Source organism: Anaerobacillus sp. 63XJN7_4_ISO-PGPR-S23-413 (genome assembly GCF_056173725.1).
Map to the genome: position 1 here is coordinate 4186835 of NZ_CM149688.1, position 22635 is coordinate 4209469.

19 protein-coding genes and 1 riboswitch are annotated in these 22635 nt (G+C 41.7%); of the genes, 9 read left to right on the forward strand and 10 right to left on the reverse strand.

Features of this window, described 5'->3' with window-relative positions; translation table 11 throughout:
• Nucleotides 1-172: 172 nt before the first annotated feature.
• Nucleotides 173-1834, reverse strand: coding sequence for a glycoside hydrolase family 13 protein (locus AC0VYO_RS21610; RefSeq protein WP_475368250.1), 1662 nt, complete (start codon nt 1832-1834; stop codon nt 173-175).
• Between the two features lie 209 nt (nt 1835-2043).
• A riboswitch (purine riboswitch) is annotated at nt 2044-2145 on the forward strand.
• Nucleotides 2146-2185: 40 nt separating this feature from the next.
• On the opposite strand from AC0VYO_RS21610, the gene ade reads away from it, so the two are divergent.
• Nucleotides 2186-3901: an adenine deaminase gene (gene ade, locus AC0VYO_RS21615; protein ID WP_475368251.1), complete on the forward strand. Its 1716-nt coding sequence runs from the start codon at nt 2186-2188 to the stop codon at nt 3899-3901.
• A 47-nt stretch (nt 3902-3948) separates the two neighbouring features.
• Here the strand turns inward: ade and AC0VYO_RS21620 are convergent, their stop codons facing one another.
• Both AC0VYO_RS21620 and AC0VYO_RS21625 read right to left on the reverse strand, forming a co-directional pair.
• Complete coding sequence (locus AC0VYO_RS21620; RefSeq protein WP_475368252.1) at nt 3949-5112, reverse strand: iron-containing alcohol dehydrogenase; 1164 nt, start codon at nt 5110-5112, stop codon at nt 3949-3951.
• A 66-nt stretch (nt 5113-5178) separates the two neighbouring features.
• Nucleotides 5179-6150, reverse strand: a complete 972-nt coding sequence (locus AC0VYO_RS21625; protein WP_475368253.1) for a Gfo/Idh/MocA family protein — start codon at nt 6148-6150, stop codon at nt 5179-5181.
• A gap of 173 nt (nt 6151-6323) precedes the next feature.
• On the opposite strand from AC0VYO_RS21625, the gene AC0VYO_RS21630 reads away from it, so the two are divergent.
• Entirely contained in the window at nt 6324-6809 is a 486-nt protein-coding gene (locus AC0VYO_RS21630) for a CarD family transcriptional regulator (protein ID WP_194218204.1), read from the forward strand.
• 99 nt (nt 6810-6908) lie between these two features.
• Here AC0VYO_RS21630 and gntK read toward each other — a convergent pair whose 3' ends face one another.
• Both gntK and gnd read right to left on the reverse strand, forming a co-directional pair.
• Nucleotides 6909-8441, reverse strand: coding sequence for a gluconokinase (gntK, locus tag AC0VYO_RS21635; protein ID WP_430245616.1), 1533 nt, complete (start codon nt 8439-8441; stop codon nt 6909-6911).
• A gap of 208 nt (nt 8442-8649) precedes the next feature.
• Nucleotides 8650-9549 (reverse strand): phosphogluconate dehydrogenase (NAD(+)-dependent, decarboxylating), encoded by a 900-nt coding sequence (gnd, locus tag AC0VYO_RS21640; RefSeq protein ID WP_475366247.1) that lies wholly within the window; start codon nt 9547-9549, stop codon nt 8650-8652.
• A gap of 154 nt (nt 9550-9703) precedes the next feature.
• Here gnd and AC0VYO_RS21645 point away from each other — a divergent pair, with 154 nt between their 5' ends.
• Both AC0VYO_RS21645 and AC0VYO_RS21650 read left to right on the forward strand, forming a co-directional pair.
• A complete protein-coding gene (locus AC0VYO_RS21645) occupies nt 9704-10561 on the forward strand; it encodes a MurR/RpiR family transcriptional regulator (RefSeq protein WP_194218202.1) in 858 nt (285 codons plus the stop codon).
• A gap of 152 nt (nt 10562-10713) precedes the next feature.
• Complete coding sequence (locus tag AC0VYO_RS21650; RefSeq protein ID WP_430245614.1) at nt 10714-11826, forward strand: NADH-dependent flavin oxidoreductase; 1113 nt, start codon at nt 10714-10716, stop codon at nt 11824-11826.
• 42 nt (nt 11827-11868) lie between these two features.
• On the opposite strand, the gene AC0VYO_RS21655 is transcribed toward AC0VYO_RS21650, so the two are convergent.
• The 3 genes from AC0VYO_RS21655 to AC0VYO_RS21665 all read right to left on the reverse strand — a co-directional run bounded on the left by AC0VYO_RS21655 (nt 11869) and on the right by AC0VYO_RS21665 (nt 15226).
• The gene (locus AC0VYO_RS21655) at nt 11869-12186 is read right to left on the reverse strand and encodes a DUF1330 domain-containing protein (RefSeq protein WP_475368254.1); all 318 of its coding nucleotides are present in this window, start codon (nt 12184-12186) and stop codon (nt 11869-11871) included.
• Nucleotides 12158-14428, reverse strand: a complete 2271-nt coding sequence (locus AC0VYO_RS21660; protein WP_475368255.1) for a molybdopterin-dependent oxidoreductase — start codon at nt 14426-14428, stop codon at nt 12158-12160. The genes AC0VYO_RS21655 and AC0VYO_RS21660 overlap by 29 nt, the downstream gene beginning before the upstream one ends.
• 102 nt (nt 14429-14530) lie before the next feature.
• Complete coding sequence (locus AC0VYO_RS21665) at nt 14531-15226, reverse strand: LuxR C-terminal-related transcriptional regulator (RefSeq protein WP_475368256.1); 696 nt, start codon at nt 15224-15226, stop codon at nt 14531-14533.
• A gap of 135 nt (nt 15227-15361) precedes the next feature.
• On the opposite strand from AC0VYO_RS21665, the gene AC0VYO_RS21670 reads away from it, so the two are divergent.
• Genes AC0VYO_RS21670 through AC0VYO_RS21680 form a run of 3 tightly spaced genes read left to right on the forward strand, consistent with a single transcriptional unit; the run spans nt 15362 to nt 19030 of the window.
• Nucleotides 15362-16252, forward strand: coding sequence for a R2-like ligand-binding oxidase (locus AC0VYO_RS21670; protein WP_475368257.1), 891 nt, complete (start codon nt 15362-15364; stop codon nt 16250-16252).
• 18 nt (nt 16253-16270) lie between these two features.
• A complete protein-coding gene (locus tag AC0VYO_RS21675; protein WP_475368258.1) occupies nt 16271-17797 on the forward strand; it encodes an aldehyde dehydrogenase family protein in 1527 nt (508 codons plus the stop codon).
• Between the two features lie 18 nt (nt 17798-17815).
• Nucleotides 17816-19030, forward strand: coding sequence for an iron-containing alcohol dehydrogenase (locus tag AC0VYO_RS21680; RefSeq protein ID WP_475368259.1), 1215 nt, complete (start codon nt 17816-17818; stop codon nt 19028-19030).
• 34 nt (nt 19031-19064) lie between these two features.
• Here AC0VYO_RS21680 and AC0VYO_RS21685 read toward each other — a convergent pair whose 3' ends face one another.
• Nucleotides 19065-19682, reverse strand: a complete 618-nt coding sequence (locus tag AC0VYO_RS21685) for an NAD(P)-dependent oxidoreductase (protein ID WP_475368260.1) — start codon at nt 19680-19682, stop codon at nt 19065-19067.
• Nucleotides 19683-19759: 77 nt separating this feature from the next.
• On the reverse strand, nt 19760-20956 hold the full coding sequence (locus AC0VYO_RS21690; protein ID WP_475368261.1) for a class I SAM-dependent rRNA methyltransferase: 1197 nt from the start codon (nt 20954-20956) through the stop codon (nt 19760-19762).
• 135 nt (nt 20957-21091) lie between these two features.
• On the opposite strand from AC0VYO_RS21690, the gene AC0VYO_RS21695 reads away from it, so the two are divergent.
• Together AC0VYO_RS21695 and AC0VYO_RS21700 are read left to right on the forward strand one after the other, a co-directional pair.
• Entirely contained in the window at nt 21092-21214 is a 123-nt protein-coding gene (locus AC0VYO_RS21695) for a hypothetical protein (protein WP_255622932.1), read from the forward strand.
• A gap of 86 nt (nt 21215-21300) precedes the next feature.
• Nucleotides 21301-22635 carry an MFS transporter gene (locus tag AC0VYO_RS21700; RefSeq protein ID WP_475368262.1) on the forward strand — a complete coding sequence of 445 codons (1335 nt, stop codon included), beginning with the start codon at nt 21301-21303 and terminating at the stop codon, nt 22633-22635.

Below are 22635 nucleotides of genomic sequence, written 5' to 3' on the forward strand. Positions count from 1 at the left end.
TTGGGTCATACTTCCCACTAATCAACACTATACGGTAAATTTTTCAAGAAATCTATTCTTTTTTACCCTCTTTATTCTACATTTTTGGAAATTATTAGATTGCATTTATCGTTTATAAATGTAAATGATTTCTATAAAATAAATAAACAGCCGATTGAATCGGCTGTCTGTATTAGCGATTTATTCGATAAACTCTCGCTTCATAAGGCTTTAAATTAATCGAATCATTTACTTCTTGCACAACAGGATAGTTATTCAGAAGCAATTGATCTTGCTCTAGAACCAGTCCTGTTTCAAATACAGCTGGCTCTATTGATAGGTTCGTCACAACAAGAACTTGATCTTCTTCTGTTGTTCTCGTATAGGCATAAAGCTGCGGATGCTTTTCAAGAAGCAAATCATAGGTCCCGTAAGTGAAAACTAGGTTTTCTTTCTTCAGCTGAATCATTTTTTTGTAGAAAGTTAGAATAGAGTTGGCATCATTCTCTTGCTTTTGTACATTAATATTTACAAAATTCGGATTGACTTTTAGCCACGGGGTCCCTGAAGAAAACCCAGCATTATAGTCGCTGTTCCACTGCATTGGTGTGCGACTATTATCACGAGAAGAAGCCCAAATCACTTTCATGATCGATTCGTGTGATACACCAGCTTCACGTTGGATGCGATAGCGATTTTTATCTGCAACATCGTCATAATCTTCAATAGAAGGGTATTGAACATTTGTCATGCCGATTTCCTGTCCCTGATAAATGAAAGGCGTTCCTTGCATAAGGAAGTACATCGCTCCCATTGAAGTCGCACTTTCTCGCCAGTATTCCTTGTCGTTCCCCCATGTTGATACTACACGTGGCTTATCATGGTTCTCAACAAACAATGCATTCCACCCTTTGTTTTCAAGCCCCTTCTGCCAGCGTGTCAGCACCGACTTGAGAGATACGATATCAAGTTCAGGTTTATCTACTGCATCCCATAATCCAAGATGCTCAAATTGAAAAATCATATTCATTTTCCCATTTTTTTCGTCGACCCATTGATCAGCTTCATCAATGCTTACGCCGTTGGCTTCTCCAACCGTCATCACGTCATAATTAGAATACGTTTCATCCTTAAATTCTTGAAGAAATTCTTGAATACCCTTCTGATTCATATGCATATCAAAGGAAGAGACGTATTTTTCATTTGCAGGATTGGGCATATCCGGGAATCCTGGGCGTTTTTTAATGTGACTAATGGCATCAATACGGAAACCATCAATCCCCTTATCAAGCCACCAATTCACCGCATCATAAAGCGCTCCTCGAACAGCGGGATTTTCCCAATTTACATCTGGCTGCTTTGTTGAGAAAACATGGAGATAGTACTGATCTGTTTTCCTATCGTATTCCCATGCTGAACCGCCAAAGATACTTTCCCAGTTATTCGGTTCTTTGCCATTCTTACCGTCACGCCAAATATACCAATCACGCTTCGGATCTTCCTTCGAAGACCGTGACTCGATAAACCATTGATGCTCATCACTTGTGTGATTCAATACGAGATCAATAATCAGCTTCATATCTCGCTTATGCACTTCCTCTAGAAGCGCATCAAAATCTTTCATTGTACCGAAATCTTCCATTATATCCTGATAATCAGAAATGTCGTATCCATTGTCATCGTTTGGAGATTTGTACATGGGACAAATCCAAATCACATCAATGCCAAGATTTTTTATATAATCAAGTCTTTGAATAACCCCTTGTAAATCACCTATACCATCACCATTTGAATCCTGGAAGCTACGAGGATAAATTTGATAGCCTACTGCTTCTTTCCACCAGATTCTATTCATGTCTCTACACCCTCATCTTTTAGTTAAAGTTAGTAAAGTGCAAACGTTTGCCTAATTTTCGATAAAAAAAACGCTTTCTTTTGTCTATTTAGATGTTCTTACTTGTAGTTTACTTGTATTCCACCCATTTATCAATATGAATATGAAAGTATTTTTTCGAGATGATGACAGATGCTATTGACGAGAGTTCAAGAGATCTATAGAATACGCTAATAATGCGTACCAGGTTTCGTATAAATTTGGAGATAAGGTCCAAAGGTTTCTACCAAACTACCGTAAATGGTTTGACTACGATGACAATTCTGGCAATGTGAATATGTCATCCTCTGTCTAAATGAGAGGAGAATAATAATGGAGAAGTTAACCAGAAGAGTTCAAGCAGCTGCGGGGAAACGCCCTGCAGATCTTGTGATTAAAAATGGAATTGTATTAGATAGTTACAACCTAGAGCTGATTAAGACAGATGTAGCTATTGTTGATGGTGTGATTGCTGGACTTGGAGATTTCGAAGGTCATCATATTATTGATGCGGATGGGAAATACATCGTACCATCACTAATCGATGCTCATGTTCATATCGAATCCGCAATGGTCACCCCTTCCGAATTCGCCAATGCTGTTCTTCCTTGTGGAGTGACGACAATTGTCACTGACCCCCATGAAATAGCGAATGTCTGCGGATCCGAAGGTATTTCTTATATGCTTCAGGATTCTGAAAACGTTCCGATGGATATATTCTTTATGCTTCCCTCAAGTGTGCCTTCTACCTCCTTTGAGAATTCAGGCGCGACCCTTTCTGCCGAAGATCTCAAACCTTTCTATGAGCACAGCCGCGTCCTTGGCCTAGCTGAAGTGATGGATTATCCTTCAGTCGCTCATACTTCACCTTCTATGATGCAAAAGTTATTCGATGCGCAAAACAAGAAAATAGACGGACATGCCGCTGGGCTCCATTCCAATGCTCTAAACATTTATAAATCAGCAGGAATTACTACGGATCATGAATGCATCACGGCTGAAGAAGCGCTCGAGCGGATAAAACGTGGGATGTATGTATTCATTCGCGAAGGGTCCGTAGCCAAAAACTTAAAACAACTCATTCCCGCTGTAACTGAACGAAATGCTAGAAGATTCATGTTTTGTACAGACGATAAACATATCGATGACCTGATCAATGAAGGAAGCGTCGATCATAATATTCGACTTGCTATTCAAGAAGGGGTAGATCCACTTCTTGCCATTCAAATGGCATCATTAAATGTGGCTGAATGTTTTGGGTTATCAACGAAAGGGGCTATTGCGCCCGGCCTTGATGCTGATTTTCTTATGCTCGATGACATCGAGTCCTTTTCTATCTCTCATGTTTATCGTGCTGGAGAACTTGTTGCAGAGTATGGAAAGACAAAAATGGGAACAAAGGTTACTCCTTCGAATCGGATTACAAGCTCTGTTCATCTCCCCACACTAAGAAAAGATCACCTGAAACTAGCCGTTTCAAAGGAAGAAGCGAATGTTATTGAACTCATTCCTAATCAAATAGTTACAAAGGCCAGAAAATTAACGGTTGATCATGATGAAAATGGTGGGTTTGTTTCTTGTTCTAGAAAAGACCTTATGAAGCTTGCTGTGATTGAGCGCCATCATCATACAGGCAACATTGGCCTTGGGGTCGTGAAAGGTTTTCAAATCCATGATGGGGCAATAGCAACAACCGTCGGTCATGATTCGCACAACTTAATTATGGCAGGAACGAACGATGAAGACATGATTAAGGCTGCAGAAGTCATTCAGGAAATGCAAGGTGGGTTGGCTGTTATTCGAGGAAAGAAAGTGATTGGTAAGCTACCGCTGCCAATAGCTGGACTACTTTCGGATAAAGACTATCCTACTGTCATAGAGGAACTTGAAGAAATCGAAAAAGCATTAAAGGAAATTGGTGCTCCAGATCACTTCAATCCTTTTCTTACCCTTTCGTTTTTAAGCCTCCCTGTTATTCCGGAGCTAAAATTAACGGACCTCGGACTTTTTCATGTAGGAGAGTTTCGCCATATTAATATAGATGAATAGACGATATGAAGAAAGCAGCATGGCAAAATCGCCATGCTGCTTTTGAATTATAGAGAACGTTGTAAAATATCTCGAACGCTCTCACGATCCAGTTCTTTATAAGTGCCAACGCCTGGCTTAATAAATGTTTTTTCAACCATACCATCAAATTCAGCATCGTCAATTTCGTAATCAGCAAGACGTGATGGAGCGCCAAGTGAATTCCAGAACTCACGAAGCGCTTTCGCCCCTTCAACTGCTACTTCTTGATCACTTTTCCCTTCTGATGAAACGCCAAGAACGTTTACCGCTAGCTGTTTCACGCGGGAAGGATCTTCTTTAAGAACATGTTCTAACCAGTTCGGGAATAGAATCGCCAATCCGCCTCCGTGAGGAATATCGTAAACAGCAGATACCGCATGCTCGATTCGATGTGTTGCCCAGTCCCCACCATCTGTACCATTACTTAATGTTCCGTTAAAGGCTGTTGTACTAATGTACATCATCGTTTCACGATGTTCATATGATTCAAGATCATTTAGTAGCTTAGGACCAGTTTGAATTGCCGTGCGAAGAAGTGATTCAATAAATCCATCGATCATTGGTGTATTGTTTGTACGATGGAAGTAATGCTCTAGCGCATGTGACATACTGTCAACAATGCCATACACCGTTTGATTCTCCGGAACCGAGAATGTATAAGTAGGATCTAGTACCGAAAACGTCGGAAATACATGAGGAGAACCCCAACCGAGCTTCTCTTTTGTTTCCCAATTTGTAATAACAGAAACTGAATTCATCTCAGATCCAGTTGCAGCTAGAGTTAATACCGTACCAAATGGGAGAGCTGATTCAATCGGCTCCTTCTGCGTGATTAAATCCCATGCAGAACCTTCGTAATGGGCACCTGCCGCGATCGCTTTCGTACAGTCAATTACACTACCACCACCAACAGCTAGAAGGAAGTCTATTCCTTCTTTCTTACAGATGGCAGAACCTTTTTCAACTGTTGTTAAACGTGGGTTTGGTTCAACACCAGAAAGCTCATGCACCTCTGCATTTACTTTTTTAAGTTCTGACATGACAGCATCATATACGCCGTTTCGTTTAATACTTCCTCCACCATATACAACAAGAATTTTCGCACCATATTTAAGTTCACCTTGCAATTGAGTGATCTGATCTTTCCCGAAATAAAGACGAGTTGGATTGTATTGTAAAAATGTATTCATAAGACACCTCATTATCGTTAGTCGAAGTTAGTGTAACACATTCACTTCCTAAAAACGTACGTTAAACTATCGGTTAGTGATGACGACTTCACGCCTTTGCTCCTCCGCACGATAAGCAGCCTCCATCAGCACTGTTAATTCAAGGGCAAGTCCTAGGTTTTCATCAGTTTTGATATCCTTTTGAATGTGGTCGATCCACTGAAAGAATGGGGATGGGCGGTCATCTGGAACCGCTACCTCTTCCGACTGATCAGATACTTTCTTTAGTAAAACCTTCTCTGGCATGCCATATACAGCTGATCCTTTAGTGCCATGTATTTCAATGGTAAATGGGGAGTGATCATTTACAAACCCTGTTTCTGCAATACCGTAGGAACCGCTTGGATATCCAAATGTCACGACAGCCTGGTCCTTTACTTCTTTCTCCGTTACATAACCGAACTGAGCTGTGACACTTTGCGGCATTCCTTGGAATAGCCTCGTTAAGTACAATGGATGACAGCCAAGGTCGATTAATGCTCCGCCCTGACACTCTTCTTTCTGATAGAAATGCTGTGGAAGCCAATCAGCAGTCGCTCCATTATGAGCAAGGCGTACACGTGTCTGTGTGATGTCGCCAAGATCACCTGACTCAATCAACTGCTGAATAGCTTCAGTATAACCATCATAAACGCGGGGCAAAGAAACAAATAACTTTACCCCAGTCTCATTCACCGCTTCTAGAATCTCCAGCGCCTCATTTTCTTTAGCAGCTAGGACTTTTTCAGTAAAGATATGCTTTCCTGCCCTCGCTGCTCGAATGATGATCTCCTTATGCATGTTTGTAGGTGAGCTCACTACAACAGCATCGATATCTTCTCGATTAAGAAGGACGTCTAGATCACTTATGTACTCCACCGCTCTTTCCTGCGCTTCTTTTCTTCCACGTTCTTCGTTCTCATCCCAGATCGCTTTTATATCTGTATCAGGGTGAATCTGCGCCTCTTTGGCATAATCTTTTGCATGAACGTGCCAGAAACTAATCATTCCAATCCTCATTTTGTAAACGCCTCCATTATTAGTTAAACCCATATATGTCTATTATTGTAATGGAGTTTACACTGATCAATCAAACATACCGCTACAACGAAAAAAATATTACATTCGTACAAATTAATTGTTTATGTTATAATAGTAGATGTGCTATAATTTATAAATTTGGGGGTGGGCGCTTGTTTGAGGTAGGCGATAAGATTTTTTATCCCATGTACGGTGCAGGTATAGTCGAAGCAATTGAGGAAAAAGAAATACTGGGCGAAACTCAGATCTATTATATTCTTAATATGCCTTTTCGTGATATTCAGGTGATGATTCCAAAAGGTAAGACGGAAAACCTGAAGATTCGTGAAGTGTCTGATGTCAGTACGATGGACGAAGTGCTAACTTCTTTTAATGAAGAAGTTGACGTAGAAGAGCCCAGTGCTAATAGGAACCAGCGTTACCGGGATAATATGAACAAGCTTAAAACTGGAGACATCCACAATCACGTGGAAGTGATCCGTGAGCTCGTAGCCCTTAACAAGAAAAGACCGCTCGGAACTGACGATAAAAAACTACTGGAGAATGCCCAGCAGTTTCTCATAAGCGAGATCGTTTTGACGAAAGACGTCGAGTTAGATCAAGCAACGGTAATATTGAAGGAAGCCATTAAGCATTAATGCTTGATGGATAACAAAAGACAGCCCAATCGGGCTGTCTTTTTGTGTGGTGTTGAAAGGATTCCAGTGTCTGACGGGTCTAAGCGTGGCACATACGCTTTAGTTTTTCCCCAATTTTTTATTTTGGTAGTTGGCTATGGCTGTGTATTCTTCGGTTAGATTTCTTGAGATTCTGATGTAGATTGGTAGTAGTTCGGCGTAGGTTTCTACGTTTTCTTTTTTTGGTTGATGGCTGAATGTGTCTCCGACGAGGTCGGATACGATGCTTAGTGAATCGATTTCGCCGAGTGCTTTTTTACCGAGAACGATTGCACCGAGGCAGGAGCTTTCGTAGCTTTCTGGAACGGTTACTTCTTGGTTAAAGATATCAGCCATCATCTGACGCCATAGTGCGGATCGCGCAAAGCCGCCTGTTGCTTTAATTTGTTTAGGCTCTCCTATTAGTTCTTCTAATGCAAGAAGAACGCTATATAAGTTATAAATTACGCCTTCTAGTACTGCTCGAATCATATGTTCTTTTTTATGGTGCATGGCAAGACCAAAGAAGCTTCCGCGTGCATCGGAATTCCATAGTGGTGCACGTTCACCCGCAAGATAAGGATGGAATAGAAGTCCATCGGCACCAGGGTTAACCTGCTCTGCAATTCTTGTTAGGATTTCATACGTATCAATCCCAAGTCGTTTCGCCGTTTCTGTTTCGGATGCGGCGAATTGATCACGAACCCAGCGGAATGTGATTCCTCCATTATTCACCGGGCCGCCAACTACCCATTTATCTTCTGTTAATGCATAGCAGAAAATTCGTCCTTTAGGGTCTGTTACAGGGCGATCTGTTACCGCTCGAATCGCTCCGCTTGTTCCAATTGTTACAGCAACGACACCTGGCTCAATTGCGTTAACGCCAAGGTTTGAAAGCACACCATCACTTGCACCAACTACAAAGTTCGTTGAAGAAGTTAATCCTGTTTCTTCAATATAAGGCGCTTTTAAACCAGTCATCATATGAGTAGTTGAAACGGGTTTTGATAGCTGATCTGCTGTCACCCCAGCGATTTTTAATGCTTCAACGTCCCAGTCGAGCTGCTCCAAATTAAATAATCCTGTTGCTGAAGCAATGGAATAATCAATGACATATTCCTCGAAAAAGCGGTAGAAAACATATTCTTTAATGGAAATAAACTTTGATATTGATTGAAACAATTCTGTTTCATCATTTTTTAGCCAAACAAGCTTGGACAGGGGAGACATTGGATGAATAGGCGTTCCGGTGCGGCGGTAAATTTCATGACCGTCCATCTCATTTTTTATTTTCTCTGCCCACTTCGCACTTCGGTTATCTGCCCACGTAATACAGTTTGTAAGTGGTTTTCCTTTTTCATCTACCCCAATTAAGCTGTGCATAGCTGAGCTAAATGAAACAAACTTTACCTGTTCCCCTTTTAATGAGTTATCTTGAATCACTTTTCGAATCGACTCCACTACAGCTAACAAAATTTCTTCAGGATCTTGCTCAGCTGTTGCTGGTGTTGGTGTATACAATGGATATTCCACGTTATGTTTTGAAACGGGTTGCCCATTTTCTTTATATAGAACGGCTTTTGTACTCGTCGTACCGATATCTACACCGATCATATATTGCTTGTTCATCGTCATGAGCCATTCCTCCTACATCGTTATTGTAATCGACCTATTCACTGACTAGTATAGCTTTTCGTAGTCCTTATTACGAACTTGCCTAAGATGGTAATCTGTAAGCGCGTTCAATTAACGCAAGATGTTTTGGTAAGAAAAGATCAGGAAGCATGTTTATACAAACATGCTTCCTCCTTTATCTTCCAAATTAATTGCTTTTTTCAGTTGCGTGACCGCCGAACTCATTACGAAGCGCGGCTACAACTTTACCTGTAAATGTATCGTCTTCTAAAGAACGATAGCGCATCATTAATGCAAGAGCAATAACAGGCGTTGCTGTCTGAAGATCAAGAGCTGTTTCTACTGTCCATTTCCCTTCACCTGATGAGTTCATAACACCACGAATCTCATCAAGGTTAGCATCTTTAGAGAATGCCTGCTCTGTTAATTCCATTAACCATGAGCGAATAACAGAACCGTTATTCCATACGCGCGCTACTTTCTCGTAGTCAAAATCATATTCGCTTTTGCTTAATAGATCGAATCCTTCTGCAATGGACTGCATCATACCGTATTCCACGCCGTTATGAACCATTTTTAGGAAGTGTCCACTACCTGATTCTCCGGCATAAAGGTAACCATCTTCTACACAAATATCTTTAAACAGTGGTTCGATCGTTTTGAAAACTTCGCTATCTCCACCAATCATTGTACAAGCGCCATTACGAGCTCCTGACTTACCACCGCTTGTACCAACATCAAAGAAAGAAATTCCCTTTTCTAGGAGCATCTCACCTCGGCTTTTTGAATCTTTGTAGTGAGAGTTTCCTCCATCAATGACAATGTCACCACGATCAAGAAGTGTCGACAATTCTGTTGTCACAGCTTGAGTAATCTCACCTGCAGGAACCATCATCCAAAGAACCCGAGGCGTTTCTAGCGCTTCTACAACATCCTTAAGAGAAGACTTCCCATTAAAACCTTCTTCGTTCATTTTTTGTACTTGCTCATCATTAGCATCATTTACAACAACGTTATGTCCATGATCACGTAAGTTTAAAGCAAGGTTGTATCCCATTTTACCTAAACCAATTAATCCGACGTTCATATTAAAAACTCCTTAAGTGAATGAAATATTTTTTCCTATAATTTAATTATACATTAAATATTTTTTGTTTCAATTGGTTGAGTGGAATCTATTTTCATCTTAATTGTAATCGGTTACAATTATACAATCAGGATTGATAGAGAGGAGAATGTAAATGTCCGATACGGAAACCCGTCACTGCCTTCCAAGAATTCGCTCTTCCTATTCGCAATTTAGCGAAAAAGAACGACAGGTGGCGGATTATATTTTGAACCATTCTAATAAAATTATCCATAGTACCATTAATCAGGTGGCAGAAGATTTAAACGTTGCAGATGCAACCGTTTTCCGCTTTTGTAAGCGAATTGGCTTTAAAGGCTTTCAAGCGATGAAAATTGCCCTTGCTGCGGAAATCGTGAATCCCATTCAGGATATCCATGAGACCATCACAGAAACGGATTCAACGAAAGAGGTAGCAGAAAAGGTCCTCCGTTCCAACATACGAACGCTTGAAGATACGTATCACATACTCGATAACGCAACCATTGATCAAGCTGTACAGATTTTATTAAATGCAACTCATATTGAATTCTACGGAAATGGTGGTTCTGGGATTATTGCGATGGACGCCCAGCATAAGTTTATTCGAACAGGATTACGCTCCACATCATACAGTGATGCACATTTACAAATCATGTCCGCTTCTCAGCTATCAAGTAGCGATGTGGCTGTCTTAATTTCTCATTCTGGAACGAACAAAGATATGCTTCGTGTTGCTGACATCGCAAAAGAAACAGGTGCAACGACGATCGCCATCACAAACCTGGCGACATCTCCACTAAGTAAAAAAGTTGATATTCCTCTTTATACTGTTTCACAAGAAACCGATTTCCGCTCTGAAGCGCTCGCATCAAGAATTGCACAGCTAAGTCTCGTTGATGCGCTTTATGTGAACGTCATGATCGCTCGAAAAGAAAAATCTAAGCACTCTCTTCAGCTTATGCGAGAGGCAATCTCTTCTAAACGAATATAGCCTCATACTAAAACCCGCCATCATTGGCGGTTTTTTTATAAGTTTTACTAACACATCATAAAAGCACATTGAAAGACAAGAAATGAGCTGTCATGCTAAACTGTAAGAGTTGGAATTACAGTACGTGTATTAAAAGGAGGACAACAATGACTATGAATCGAAAAATGCTTCAATCTTATACTCTACCTTCTGGCGTAGAATTGAAAAACCGTGTCATGCTTGCTCCAATGACAAACTTCTTATCAAATGATGATGGTACAGTATCCGCACAAGAGCTTGCTTATTATGAAAAGCGTTCTGGTGGAGTTGGCGCAGTTATTACGGCATGTGCTTATGTGCTCCCACACGGGAAAGGCTTTGCTGGTGAAATTGGCGCTAACCGTGATGAACAGATTCCTGGTTTGAAGAAATTAGCTGACACCATTCATGCAGAAGGTGCAAAGGCGATTCTACAAATATTCCACGGAGGTAGAATGTGCCCTCCTGAGCTCGTTCCGAATGAAGAAATTCTTAGCGCAAGTGCTGTACCCGCTGAGCGGGAAGGTTCGAAAACTCCTCGTGCAATGACAGAAGACGAAATTCAAGAAACAATCCGTGCTTTCGGCGAAGCAACGCGAAGAGCTATCGAAGCTGGGTTTGATGGTGTTGAGCTTCATGGTGCCAATACGTACCTTCTTCAACAGTTCTTTTCTCCGCATTCTAACCGCAGAGAAGACACATGGGGTGGCAGCCTTGAAAATCGTATGAAATTCCCATTAGCTGTTCTAGAATCTGTTCAGGAAGCAATCAAAAAACATGCTAATGGCGCTTTCGTTCTTGGCTATCGGATCTCACCTGAAGAACGCGAAAATCCTGGAATCTCAATGGATGATACGCTTCAGTTTGTTGATGAACTTGCTTCACGGAACTTGGACTATGTTCACGTTTCACTATCCGACTTCTATCAAGGTTCAATGCGCGAAGAAGATGCTACACCACGCATGGAGATGATTAAAGAACGAATTGGTCACAACGTTCCTGTCATTGGTGTCGGCTCACTTCATACCCCTGTTGAAGTGGAAGAAGCGCTTGAGACTGGTGTACCTCTTATCGCTCTTGGCCGTGAAATGATTATGGAACCGAACTGGGTTGAGAAAGTTCAAAACGGTGACGAAGATAGCATTCGAGTGACGTTACGAAAAGACGCTCAGCAAGAACTTGTATTACCTGATCCACTTTGGAATGCCATTTTTAGCGTACCAGGCTGGTTCCCAATCGAAGAATAGAAAATAGCAAAGCCCCCGCATTTTAAAGTGCGGGGGCTTTGCTTATTTTAGGACGGGTCTCAAATCCTCTAACTTCTCAAATAAATGCCAGACAAAATCATCGACCCCAAGCTCACGATGTGGATGCAAATCCTCAAGATCTGGATCACTTACATATTTGTATATACCTTCTTTGGATTCCCATTCAACAAGCATCATCACTTGTCTCGGCTCGATATCCCCTTCTGGTGATGATTGTAGCTTGCCAATCGCAACAACCTTCCCTCCGTATTTACGTACTGGCTCCTCTGCCCTTTTTGCGTATTCAGCATATTCTTCTCCATCTTTTACGTTAAATAGATTCAGAGCGTACAAAGCCATGTTCACTCCTCCCACTTTTTGCTTTTCTAACGACAATCGGTATACCATTTAATACAGCTGTTCCTGAAACAGCATCAAGTCTTTTTTCATTACTTAATATATTCGTATTGACGCCTTTGTTTTCCTTAGCCACCGTCATTTTCGTCCCATCTAGGTTATGACCATATCCATGTGGGATGCTGCCTACTCCAGGCATAATGTCTTCTGTTAATGCTACATTTACTTCAAGACTACCTGTATCTGATAGAACTTGTGCGAGGTCACCATCTTGAAGGTCAAGTCGCTTGCCATCTTCTGGGTGAAGCAATAACGTACAGCGATCCTTCCCCTTCATAAGAACAGGCAAATTATGCATCCAGGAATTGTTTGATCGTAAATTTCTTCGACCGATCAATACCATATCTACTTGGTCAGACGATTCTTCTTTAAGCCTTGCCACGTCTTTTACAATGACTTCAGGGGCTAACTCAACCTTACCTGTGTGAGTCAGTAATACTTCAGGAATTCTTGGCTTTAACGCTCCTAAATCAATTCCGTGCGGGTTTTGTTCAAGTTTATTTAGGCTTAAACCACCTTGCTTTTTGAAATGGTCTCCATAAGGACCTGACCTAAGCATATAATCAAGCATTCTCTCTGGACCAATTCTGCCCTCAAGGACGCTAATAATCTCTTTCGGATCCTGGTCGAAAAGGGGCGATTGTTCATTTTGCACGTCTTTTTTAATGAGGTAATGAATCGATTTCTCATCTAATTTCGCTGCTGCATTGTCATCAGGCTCTTCTTCTCCAACTAATGTCGCAAGCTTTAGGAGGATTTCCCACTCATCCAGCTGGGATTCTTTCTTTTCGAAAACAGGAGGCGAGTAGTGAGAAATGTTTCGAACAGACAGTTGATAAAATGAAAGATCATAGTGTGAGCGTTCAAGTGGTGTAGGAGCTGGAAGAATCACGTTAGCATTTCTTGTTGTTTCATTCAGGTAACAGTCAATGCTTACCATAAAGTCGAGATTTTCAACGCCGTTTTGTAAGCGCTTACTATTTGGTGTTGACAAGATAGGATTACCAGCTACAGTTACAAATGCACGGATCTGTCCTTCCCCTGGCGTATCCATTTCTTCTGCTAAACACGCAACTGGAAGCTCACCGAGTACTTCTGGCAGTTCGCTCACTCTGCTTCTAAAGCGATCAAATCGGTAGCCTTTTTTCTTAGATGTCTTGCCACCGGCTGCAGGAGTTGTGAACATAACACCACCTTCGCGATCAAGATTACCTGTCACAACATTGATCACATCAATCAACCAGCTATTTACTGTGCCAAATGTTTGTGTACATGTCCCCATTCTTCCATACACAGCAGCACACGTTGCGGAAGAAATATCCCTTGCAATGGTGCGAATCGTTTCTGAATCGAGACCACATATCGAAGCAACCTTATCAGGTGGAAAATCTTTCGCGAGCTCTTTCACTGTTTCAAGTCCATTCACATGACCCGATAGGTGAGTTTCCTTCGCTAACTTTTCATCAAACAACGTATGGAGGATACTAAACAAAAAATAACCATCTGTTCCTGGTTTAATAAAATGATGATCATCTGCTACTTTAGCTGTGGCTGTACGAATGGGATCAACAACAACAAGACGCCCACCGCGATCTTGTAATGCCTTCAGCCTTCCTCTCATATTTGGTCCTGTCATTAAGCTACCATTTGAAACAATTGGATTCGCTCCAATCACAAGAAAATACTGTGTTCGATCGATATCAGGGATCGGTATACTGAAATCACTACCATACATAAACTCAGCTGCTAGCTGCTTTGGAATCTGATCGACTGTGCTTGCTGAATATTGATTTCGACTACCGAGAGCACGAAGAAAGAGAGGTAAATAAAGTAAACCTGAGAGATTATGAACATTAGGGTTACCGAGGTAGACGCCCACTGCATCGCGACCATACTTTTCAATCACACGACGAAGCCCTTTCCTAACTTCCTTAAAAGCCTCCTCGTAGCTTACTGTAAACCACTCTGTTCCTTTTCGAATCATTGGCTCTCGAATGCGCTCTGGATCATGATGAAGTTCTTTTAAACTAAATCCTTTCGGGCACAAATATCCCTTACTGAAAGGATCTTTCTTATCACCCTCAATATGCGTTACTTCTCCATTCACCGTGTGAATTTCTAAGCCGCATGTGGCTTCACAGAGCGGGCAAGTACGGTAGTGAATCTTCTCCTCAGCAGTGGTCATCGCATATTCCTCCTTATGTTCGTTTAAATACCAACTGGTTAGTATTTAAAGTTTACTGAAAATTCCATCACTATTCAAGGGAAAGTAAAAGGATTCCGTTAGTTACAGAATCCATTTTTCTCTTAATGCTTTTGCAACTGCTTCGGCACGATGATTAGCTTGTAACTTTCGAATCGCCGTACTTATATAATCTCTCGCTGTAAAATCACTGATTCGTAATAACCTGGCCATTTCTTTCGTACTGTAGCCATCAGCTGCATATTGAAGAACTTCTGTTTCACGTTTGCTTAAGGGATTGGGTGACTGAGAGATTGGTGGGAGCATATAAGCAAGTGCCTGTTGAAAATAAATCATCACATCATCAATAAGCCCTTGATGAACCGTAACACCCTCTTCGTTTTTATCAATTAGGACACAGCCAATAGCAATTCGCTCAATGCTTAATGGAATAATTAAGACAGATGTTAAATCATAAGCTTCGATATATTCTGTGGGGAAGAGCTGATGATGCTGATCCATCACCAGGAAAGAAGGCTTGTTACTTAGAAGGACTCGTTGAATGGGTGGGATGCGCCGTATATCCTCACGTATAGCGCTCATAGAAAACACTCCACTACGATCAACGCGAAGAATGCCTTCTCCAACACCTGTAAAATAGGAAAAAGTAAAGAGACTGGCACGCATGAATGGAAAATGGGCAAGACATTGTTTAATCATTACTTCGCAACGTTGGATCGGATCTTTCATCTCTAACATCCGATGAAAAGATCGCATCCACGTTTCCTCATGCATCGACATGATTCACCCCTATCTTTTCAGGAATCGAACTGCCGTACAAAAATCGTTAAACTGTATATGTAAGCGCTTTCTAAGATAGCTCCTTCATTATAAAATTTGCTAGATTAAATCGCAAGTATTGAAAGGTGGTCAAAGATGCGGAAAGAAATGATAACGACAAGCAACCGCGGACTTCAGGAAGATTCCCTGCCATTTCGTCTTTATCAAAAAGCGAAGAAATTTGGCGGATGGGACCCAAGAGAGATTGATTTTACTCAAGACGTAAAAGATTGGCAGTTTCTAACCGGGGATCAACAAGAAGAGATACTGAGACTTATTTCTCAATTTCAGGCTGGTGAAGAAGCAGTCACATTGGACCTTCTGCCATTAATCATGGTGATCGCAAAAGAAGGAAGATTAGAAGAAGAGATGTACTTAACAACTTTTCTTTTTGAGGAAGCAAAGCACACGGAGTTCTTTCGTGTATTTCTAAATGAGATTGGTCAAACCGGGGACCTGTCCCGTTTTCACTCCGACACCTATCGTAAAATTTTTTATTCTATATTACCGGAAGCAATGGGGAAACTCCACCAGGACCATTCTCCTGAAGCGCTAGCTGAAGCTTCTACTGTCTACAATATGTTTGTGGAAGGGGTTCTTGCTGAAACGGGCTATTTTTCTTTCTACGAATCTCTTGATAAAGCCAAGGTTATGCCAGGATTAATGAAAGGCGTTGGATTGCTTAAAAAAGATGAATCACGTCATATCGGCTATGGAACCTTCTTGTTACAGCGCCTGATTGCTGAACATCCCCACCTCTTTGAGATTGTGCAAAATAAGATGAATCAGCTCGCCCCACTTGCAGAGCAGTTAACACAGGAAGGAATAGGAGAAAAAACACATAGCGCATTCGGAAATACACTTGATGCCACAATGGCCTTTTCTATGAAACAGCTATCGATAAGGATGGACATCCTTGCACGCGCAAAAGGAAAAGACATCAACGAGATTTACCGTACTTCTGAATCCGATGTTGGCGTTCTTTAAAGTAAAGGAGGAAGAGCTATGTCAGTAAACGTAGAAATAAAGTCATTTCCGCTTTTTATTAATGGAGAATGGTCTCCTTCAGAAAGTGGTCAACTGTTCGAGGTGATGAATCCTGCTACTGGAGATGTAATCGCAAAAGTAACGAGCGGTAACGCTAAAGATGTTGACCGAGCTGTAGAGGCAGCATCCAAAGCATTCGATAATGAAGAATGGCGTGAGATGCCTCCAAAAGAGCGTTCGAAAGTCCTTTATTCCATCGCTCAGAAAATCATGGAAAATGCAGATGAACTTGTTGCCTTAGAAGCGCTCTCTTCAGGTGGCACCGTTAGAAGACTTGGATCCAATGACATCATTCAGATGGTGGATCTATTCCAGACTCTCGGTAAATTTGTGCTCGATTACACCTATTCAGAAACACTGCCATCTCCTCCGTTTCCAGGACCAGCTCATAACTTTATCTGGCGTGAGCCAATCGGCGTCTGTGCCGCCATAACGCCATGGAACATGCCTATGCTTATTGCAACGTGGAAGATCGCACCTGCCCTTGCCATGGGGAACACCATCGTTATTAAACCAGCGAGTTATACACCACTTACAACGCTCCGTCTCGCTGAAATTATTTCTGAAATAGTTCCCAGAGGAGTGATAAATGTTGTCACGGGTAGTGGAAAAGACGTTGGTGAACCACTCGCTACGCACCCTAAAGTCGATAAGATAGCTTTCACTGGTTCTACTGAAGTGGGACGTCACATTATGAGTCTAGCTTCTAAAACAGTGAAGAACACAACGCTTGAACTTGGTGGGAAATCACCTTCCATTATCCTGGATGATGCAGATCTTTCAATCGCCCTTCCTGGCAGTCTGTTCGGCGTCTTCCTTCACTCTGGTCAATTGTGCGAATCCGGAACGAGACTCTTTGTGCCAGATAAACTGTATGATCAGGTAATCGATGGACTCAAAGAGCTTTCTGAGAAGCTTGTGATTGGAAATCCAATTGATCCGGCGACAGATATGGGTCCGGTGGTTTCTGCTACGCAAAAAGAAGCGATCTTATCATACATTGAGAAAGGTAAGCGGGAAGGGGCTCGTCTTATTTGTGGCGGGAATGAAGTTAACGTGAAGGGCTGTGAGAAAGGACATTTTATTGCTCCAACAATTTTTGCCGATGTCACGAACGACATGACGATCGCCAAAGAAGAAATCTTCGGGCCTGTGCTTTCTGTTATCCGGTATAGCGATGTTGATGATGCCATCCGTATGGCGAACGATACGATTTACGGACTAGCAGCAGGTGTTTGGTCAACTGATGTGAATAAAGCCTATAAGGTCGTAAGAAAACTGCGTGCCGGTGTTGTTTTGATAAATGATTGGCATATGCTCAGAAATGATGCACCGTTTGGCGGATACAAACAAAGTGGCATTGGTAGAGAAATGGGCAAGCATTCTCTTGACGCATATACTCAGGTGAAGCATGTGCACACCTCAATGGTGCCAGAAATCGAACGGAGAAATTGGTACAGTCTTCTCTTTTCTAACCAATCTTAATAAAGGAGGTAAAACTGTATGACATTAACATATTCTCAATATATGCTTCGAACGGCCATTCATAGCGGGGCAGGAACTCGGGCACTTGTACCCGATCTGTTCAGAGGACTTCAAGCAAAGCGTGTGGTTCTCTTTAGTGACCACGGACTTGAAAAAGCTGGTGTCGTTGAAAAGATCAAAGAGATATTCGAGCTGACACCACATGGGACTGGCCCTGAACTTGCAGGGATTTATCTTGATATCAATCAAGATGCAGGGAGTCATGATGTTAATGCAGCGCTTCAATTTGCCAGGGAAGTAAGTGCGGATGGGCTACTCGCTGTTGGCGGTGGCAGCGTGATGGACACCGTGAAAGGGGTGAAATACGCCCTTCACAACGGATTAACAGATATTAAAGAAGCTATTCCAGGAGGACTTCTCTATTTATCCTGGCCAGAGGCCACTCATATACCAATTCCCCACATCTCGATCCCTACAACCGCTGGTACAGGATCAGAGGTATCTCCTATTGCCGTGATTTATAACGAAGAAATCAAGATGAAGACAAACATTATTCATCCATTTATTAATGCCGATATGGCTATATTGGATCCAGAATTGACAACGGGATTACCACCTATCATTACGGCTTTTACTGGATTTGATGCGTTAACTCATGCAATTGAAGCATTCGTCTCACCATCAGCCACATCGCTAACTGATGCTTATGCCCTCCAGTCTATTCGCTTGATTGAGTCACATCTCTCAACTGCCGTCAACCAGGGAGATAACCTCACAGCACGTATGGAAATGCTCCAAGCGAGTATGATGGGTATAACGGCATTTAGCTTCGCCCTTAATGCCATTCCTGTGCATAATTTTGCGCATGCGTATGGAGCTCTTTTCCGCATTCCACACGGCCTTGCGAATGCCGTTTTTCTTCCGGTTGTGATGGAAATGCTCCCTGATCTCTATCTTCCAAAAATAAAGGAACTTGCTCGTGCCCTTCATTTAGAGACAACCGGCAAGAATAATGACGCGTTGCTACAAGCTGTCATTCATAAACTAAAAGAAATGCAGCAGAACGTTGGTCTTCCAGCTAATTTCAAAGATTATGACATTAAGCCTGATGCACTTGACGCTACAATCGCAGCGGTAAAAATGGATCCTGCTGCTCTCAATTATCCACTTCCACCAGAATTAATTCGCGCAGTTGGCGAGCGCGTCATTCATTCCCAGAAGGTATCCGTATAACCGAAAGAACCGTGAAGCTTAAGCTTCACGGTTCTTAGTATGCAAGTCCGATCGATTCTCGAATGTAGAGATGATCTGTTACGGTATGAAGCATAAAATCAGCTACATCTGATCGAGCGATGCGACGTCCGCCTTTTGGAATGCCACTTCGCGCTTTCCGATACTCTCCAGTCCGATCATCATTCGTTAATCCCATTGGACGAGCCACTGTCCACTCTGCTTCACTTGCAGCAAGAAGGTCGACTGCTCTTCGATGATCAGCAAGGACGTTCTGCAACAGTTTGCCTGCAACAAACCCTGTCACTCCAGGAATCTCTTTATTAATCCCAGCAGAAGCCATATAAACGATCCGCTTTACATCATGAATGCTCATCGCATCGAGGATATTTGCCGTCATTGTAGAAAGATCTGTTGTTTTTCCAAGTCCATTAGCACCCAAACATGAAATAACGGCATCAACGTCAGGAGTTATCGCCTGCTTCACATCAGCAGACTGCATCGCATCGCCAATTTCAACTAATAAATTTTTGTGAGTCGTTTCAAGTTTTGAAGGTGTTCGAACAAATGCAGTGACGGTATGTCCCGCTGCAATGGCCTGTTTCACAAAAGCATTTCCTGTACCGCCGGTAGCTCCGAATACAATTAGTTTCATGAGTACGACCTCTCCCTCTATTCAACGATCTTTATCTTTTTATCCCCGTTAATAGATATCAGTGAAACGCAAATACCCTATTTAATTTTCTTTATGAAAACAACCTTAAGATAGTTTCCTTCACGAAACTCTTTAATCGTACGAAAATCTTCAGGTAGTGTAAATTCTTCTAGCAGCTCATATTTACCGTTCGTTTCTTTAAATGCCTGATCAACAAACCCTTTAAACTTCTTCATATCATAGCCGCTATAGTTCGTTGAAGCGACAATCACACCATTATCTTCCGTAATTGAAATCGCATCTTTCAACAGATCTTTATAATCTTTAGCAGCACTAAATGTATGTTTCTTAGAACGTGCAAAGCTTGGAGGATCAAGAACCACCATATCAAAAGATAAATTCTTTTTAACGGCGTACTTAAAATATTTAAATACATCCATCACGAGGATGTTTTGTTCTTCATAATCAATGTCGTTAACGCTAAACTGCTCGATCGTCTTATTCAAGCTTCGATTAGCAAGATCAACGCTTGTAGTACCCGTCGCGCCACCTTCAACCGCAAATACCGAGAAAGCACCTGTGTAGGAGAACGTATTTAATACTGTTTTCCCCTTCGCGTATTGATCACGGATTAACTTTCGAACAGGGCGCTGATCAAGAAATACTCCAACCATGGCACCTTCATTTAAATACACAGCAAAGTTCACACCATTTTCTTTCACAATTAGCGGGAATTCGCCGCGTTCTCCTTCAACAAAATCATCATCTTCTACATATTGACCTTTCGCGTCAAAGCGTTTCTTCTCATAGATACCTTTAAAATCCACAAGCTGTTTTAACGCCTCTACTACAACATTTTTAAATGAATAAATCCCTTCACTGTACCAGTTAATAAGATAATAACCGTCGAAATAATCGATGGTTACGCCTCCCAGGCCATCTCCCTCCCCATTCACCACACGAAATGCCGTTGTTGTTGGATCTTCAAAGAACGAAGTACGATGACGAAGGGCTTGCTGGATTTTCCTCACAAAAAAGTCCTGATCAATTGCTTCTTGTTCATTTTGTGAGAGCACCCAGCCATACCCCTTGTTTTGCCTTCCATAATAGCCTCTTGCAATAAACTGACCTTTCTCATCTTCTAGTCTTAGAATCGTCCCTTCTTCTTTCAAGACGTCTGCATTCACAATCGCTTCCTTGAATATAAGGGGATATCCTTTAAAAAATTTCTTTTGATGCTTTGCTTGCACCTGCACGCTTCGTTCGTTCCTCATCGTGTCATCCTAACTTTTCGAGTTTTTTTAATCTGCTTGCATTATATCACGTAACCTACCTGCTCCATAAACCGAACTTCCCTCTGGATAATTGGATTGATTCATTCAGAAACTAACGACGAAAGGTGGTGATGAATGGTGAAAACGAAAACAGGAACGGATATTGAGACAGTGAAACGTCTTAATGCAAATTCAGGGCTTACCTATAACCAGGCAAAAGAAATGTTGGCTAAAAAGATGAAGAAAGAAAAGAGTTAATTTCATTGAAACCGTGAAATGAGACGAATCATGCGCTTATCGTTTACAATAAGCTGGTGCTTTACTAACGCATCAGGAGGGTTTTAATGAACGAGAAAACAACTTCAAGCTATTTCAAAACCATTCTTCTTTTAAGTGTGGCGGTCTGGCTTGTTGTCATGAATACAACAATGTTTAATGTTGCTTTACCAAATGTATTAACTGAATTTAACCTTTCCCCTGCAGACGGCGCCTGGATTGTGTCTGGATACTCCATTATCCTCGCAATTTTCACGATTACGTATACTCGTCTATCGGATTATCTACCGATCAGACGCCTCTTAATTGCAGGGATTGTCATATTTGGACTCGGATCAGTTCTTGGCTTCTTTTCAGAGACATTTCCACTACTATTAGCTGCACGTCTTTTACAAGCAACCGGAGCAGCTGCAATTCCTGGACTATCTATGGTGTTTGCGGGACGATTCATTCCATTTTCAAGTCGCGGACGGGCGATGGCCATGATTGCTTCAGCATCATCTCTCGGGTTCGGACTTGGCCCTGTTGTTGGGGGCGTCGTAACGGAGTATCTTGATTGGAATTATCTTTTCACTGTAACTTTATTTGTAGTTTTACTCATACCAATTCTCTTTCGTCGTCTTCCGGAAGAGGAGGTTCGTAAAGGAAGCTTTGACATTATAGGAGGACTATTGACAGGGGCTACTGTTACAAGCTTTCTACTCTATATTTCAACTTTTAATTGGCTGTTTTTAGCTCTGGGCATTATCGTAGGCGGACTCCTCTGGCTTCGAATTACAAGAACAGATATTCCTTTTATTCAACCGTCTCTTTTTAAAAACAATGGATATCGAAAGCTATTGTATATGAGCTATCTTGGGTTCACAACCCACTTTGCCATTTTACTTCTTATGCCACTCATGCTTCAGAACGTTTATGAAAAAGGACCTTCTGTCGTAGGGTATATTATTTTTCCAGGCGCCATGCTTTCAGCAGTTGCCGCTATTTATGTTGGAAGACTACTTGATCGATACGGAAACATGAAAGTGATTTATCTTGCTCACGGTCTGCTTCTCATCTCCACCGTGATTTTCTACTTCCTATCACCTCTAAATGAATACATGATTATGATTGGCTATATGTTCACAAGTTTCGGCTTCTCAAGCCTTTCATCTAGTACAACGAACGAGGTGTCGCGCATTCTTCCTTCTGAAGAGATCGCCACTGGCATTGGTATGAAGCAGCTCATACAATTTGTTGGGAGCGCCTCAGGATCTGTAGCTGGTGGGATCATGCTTGAACTTAACGGATTAACATATAGTACAGAATCATTCCAGCTAACGTATATCTTCTTATTTATCTTAATGGCACTATCAGCCATCATCATGTGGATATACGCCCGCAAATTGAAAACCTCAGTATAG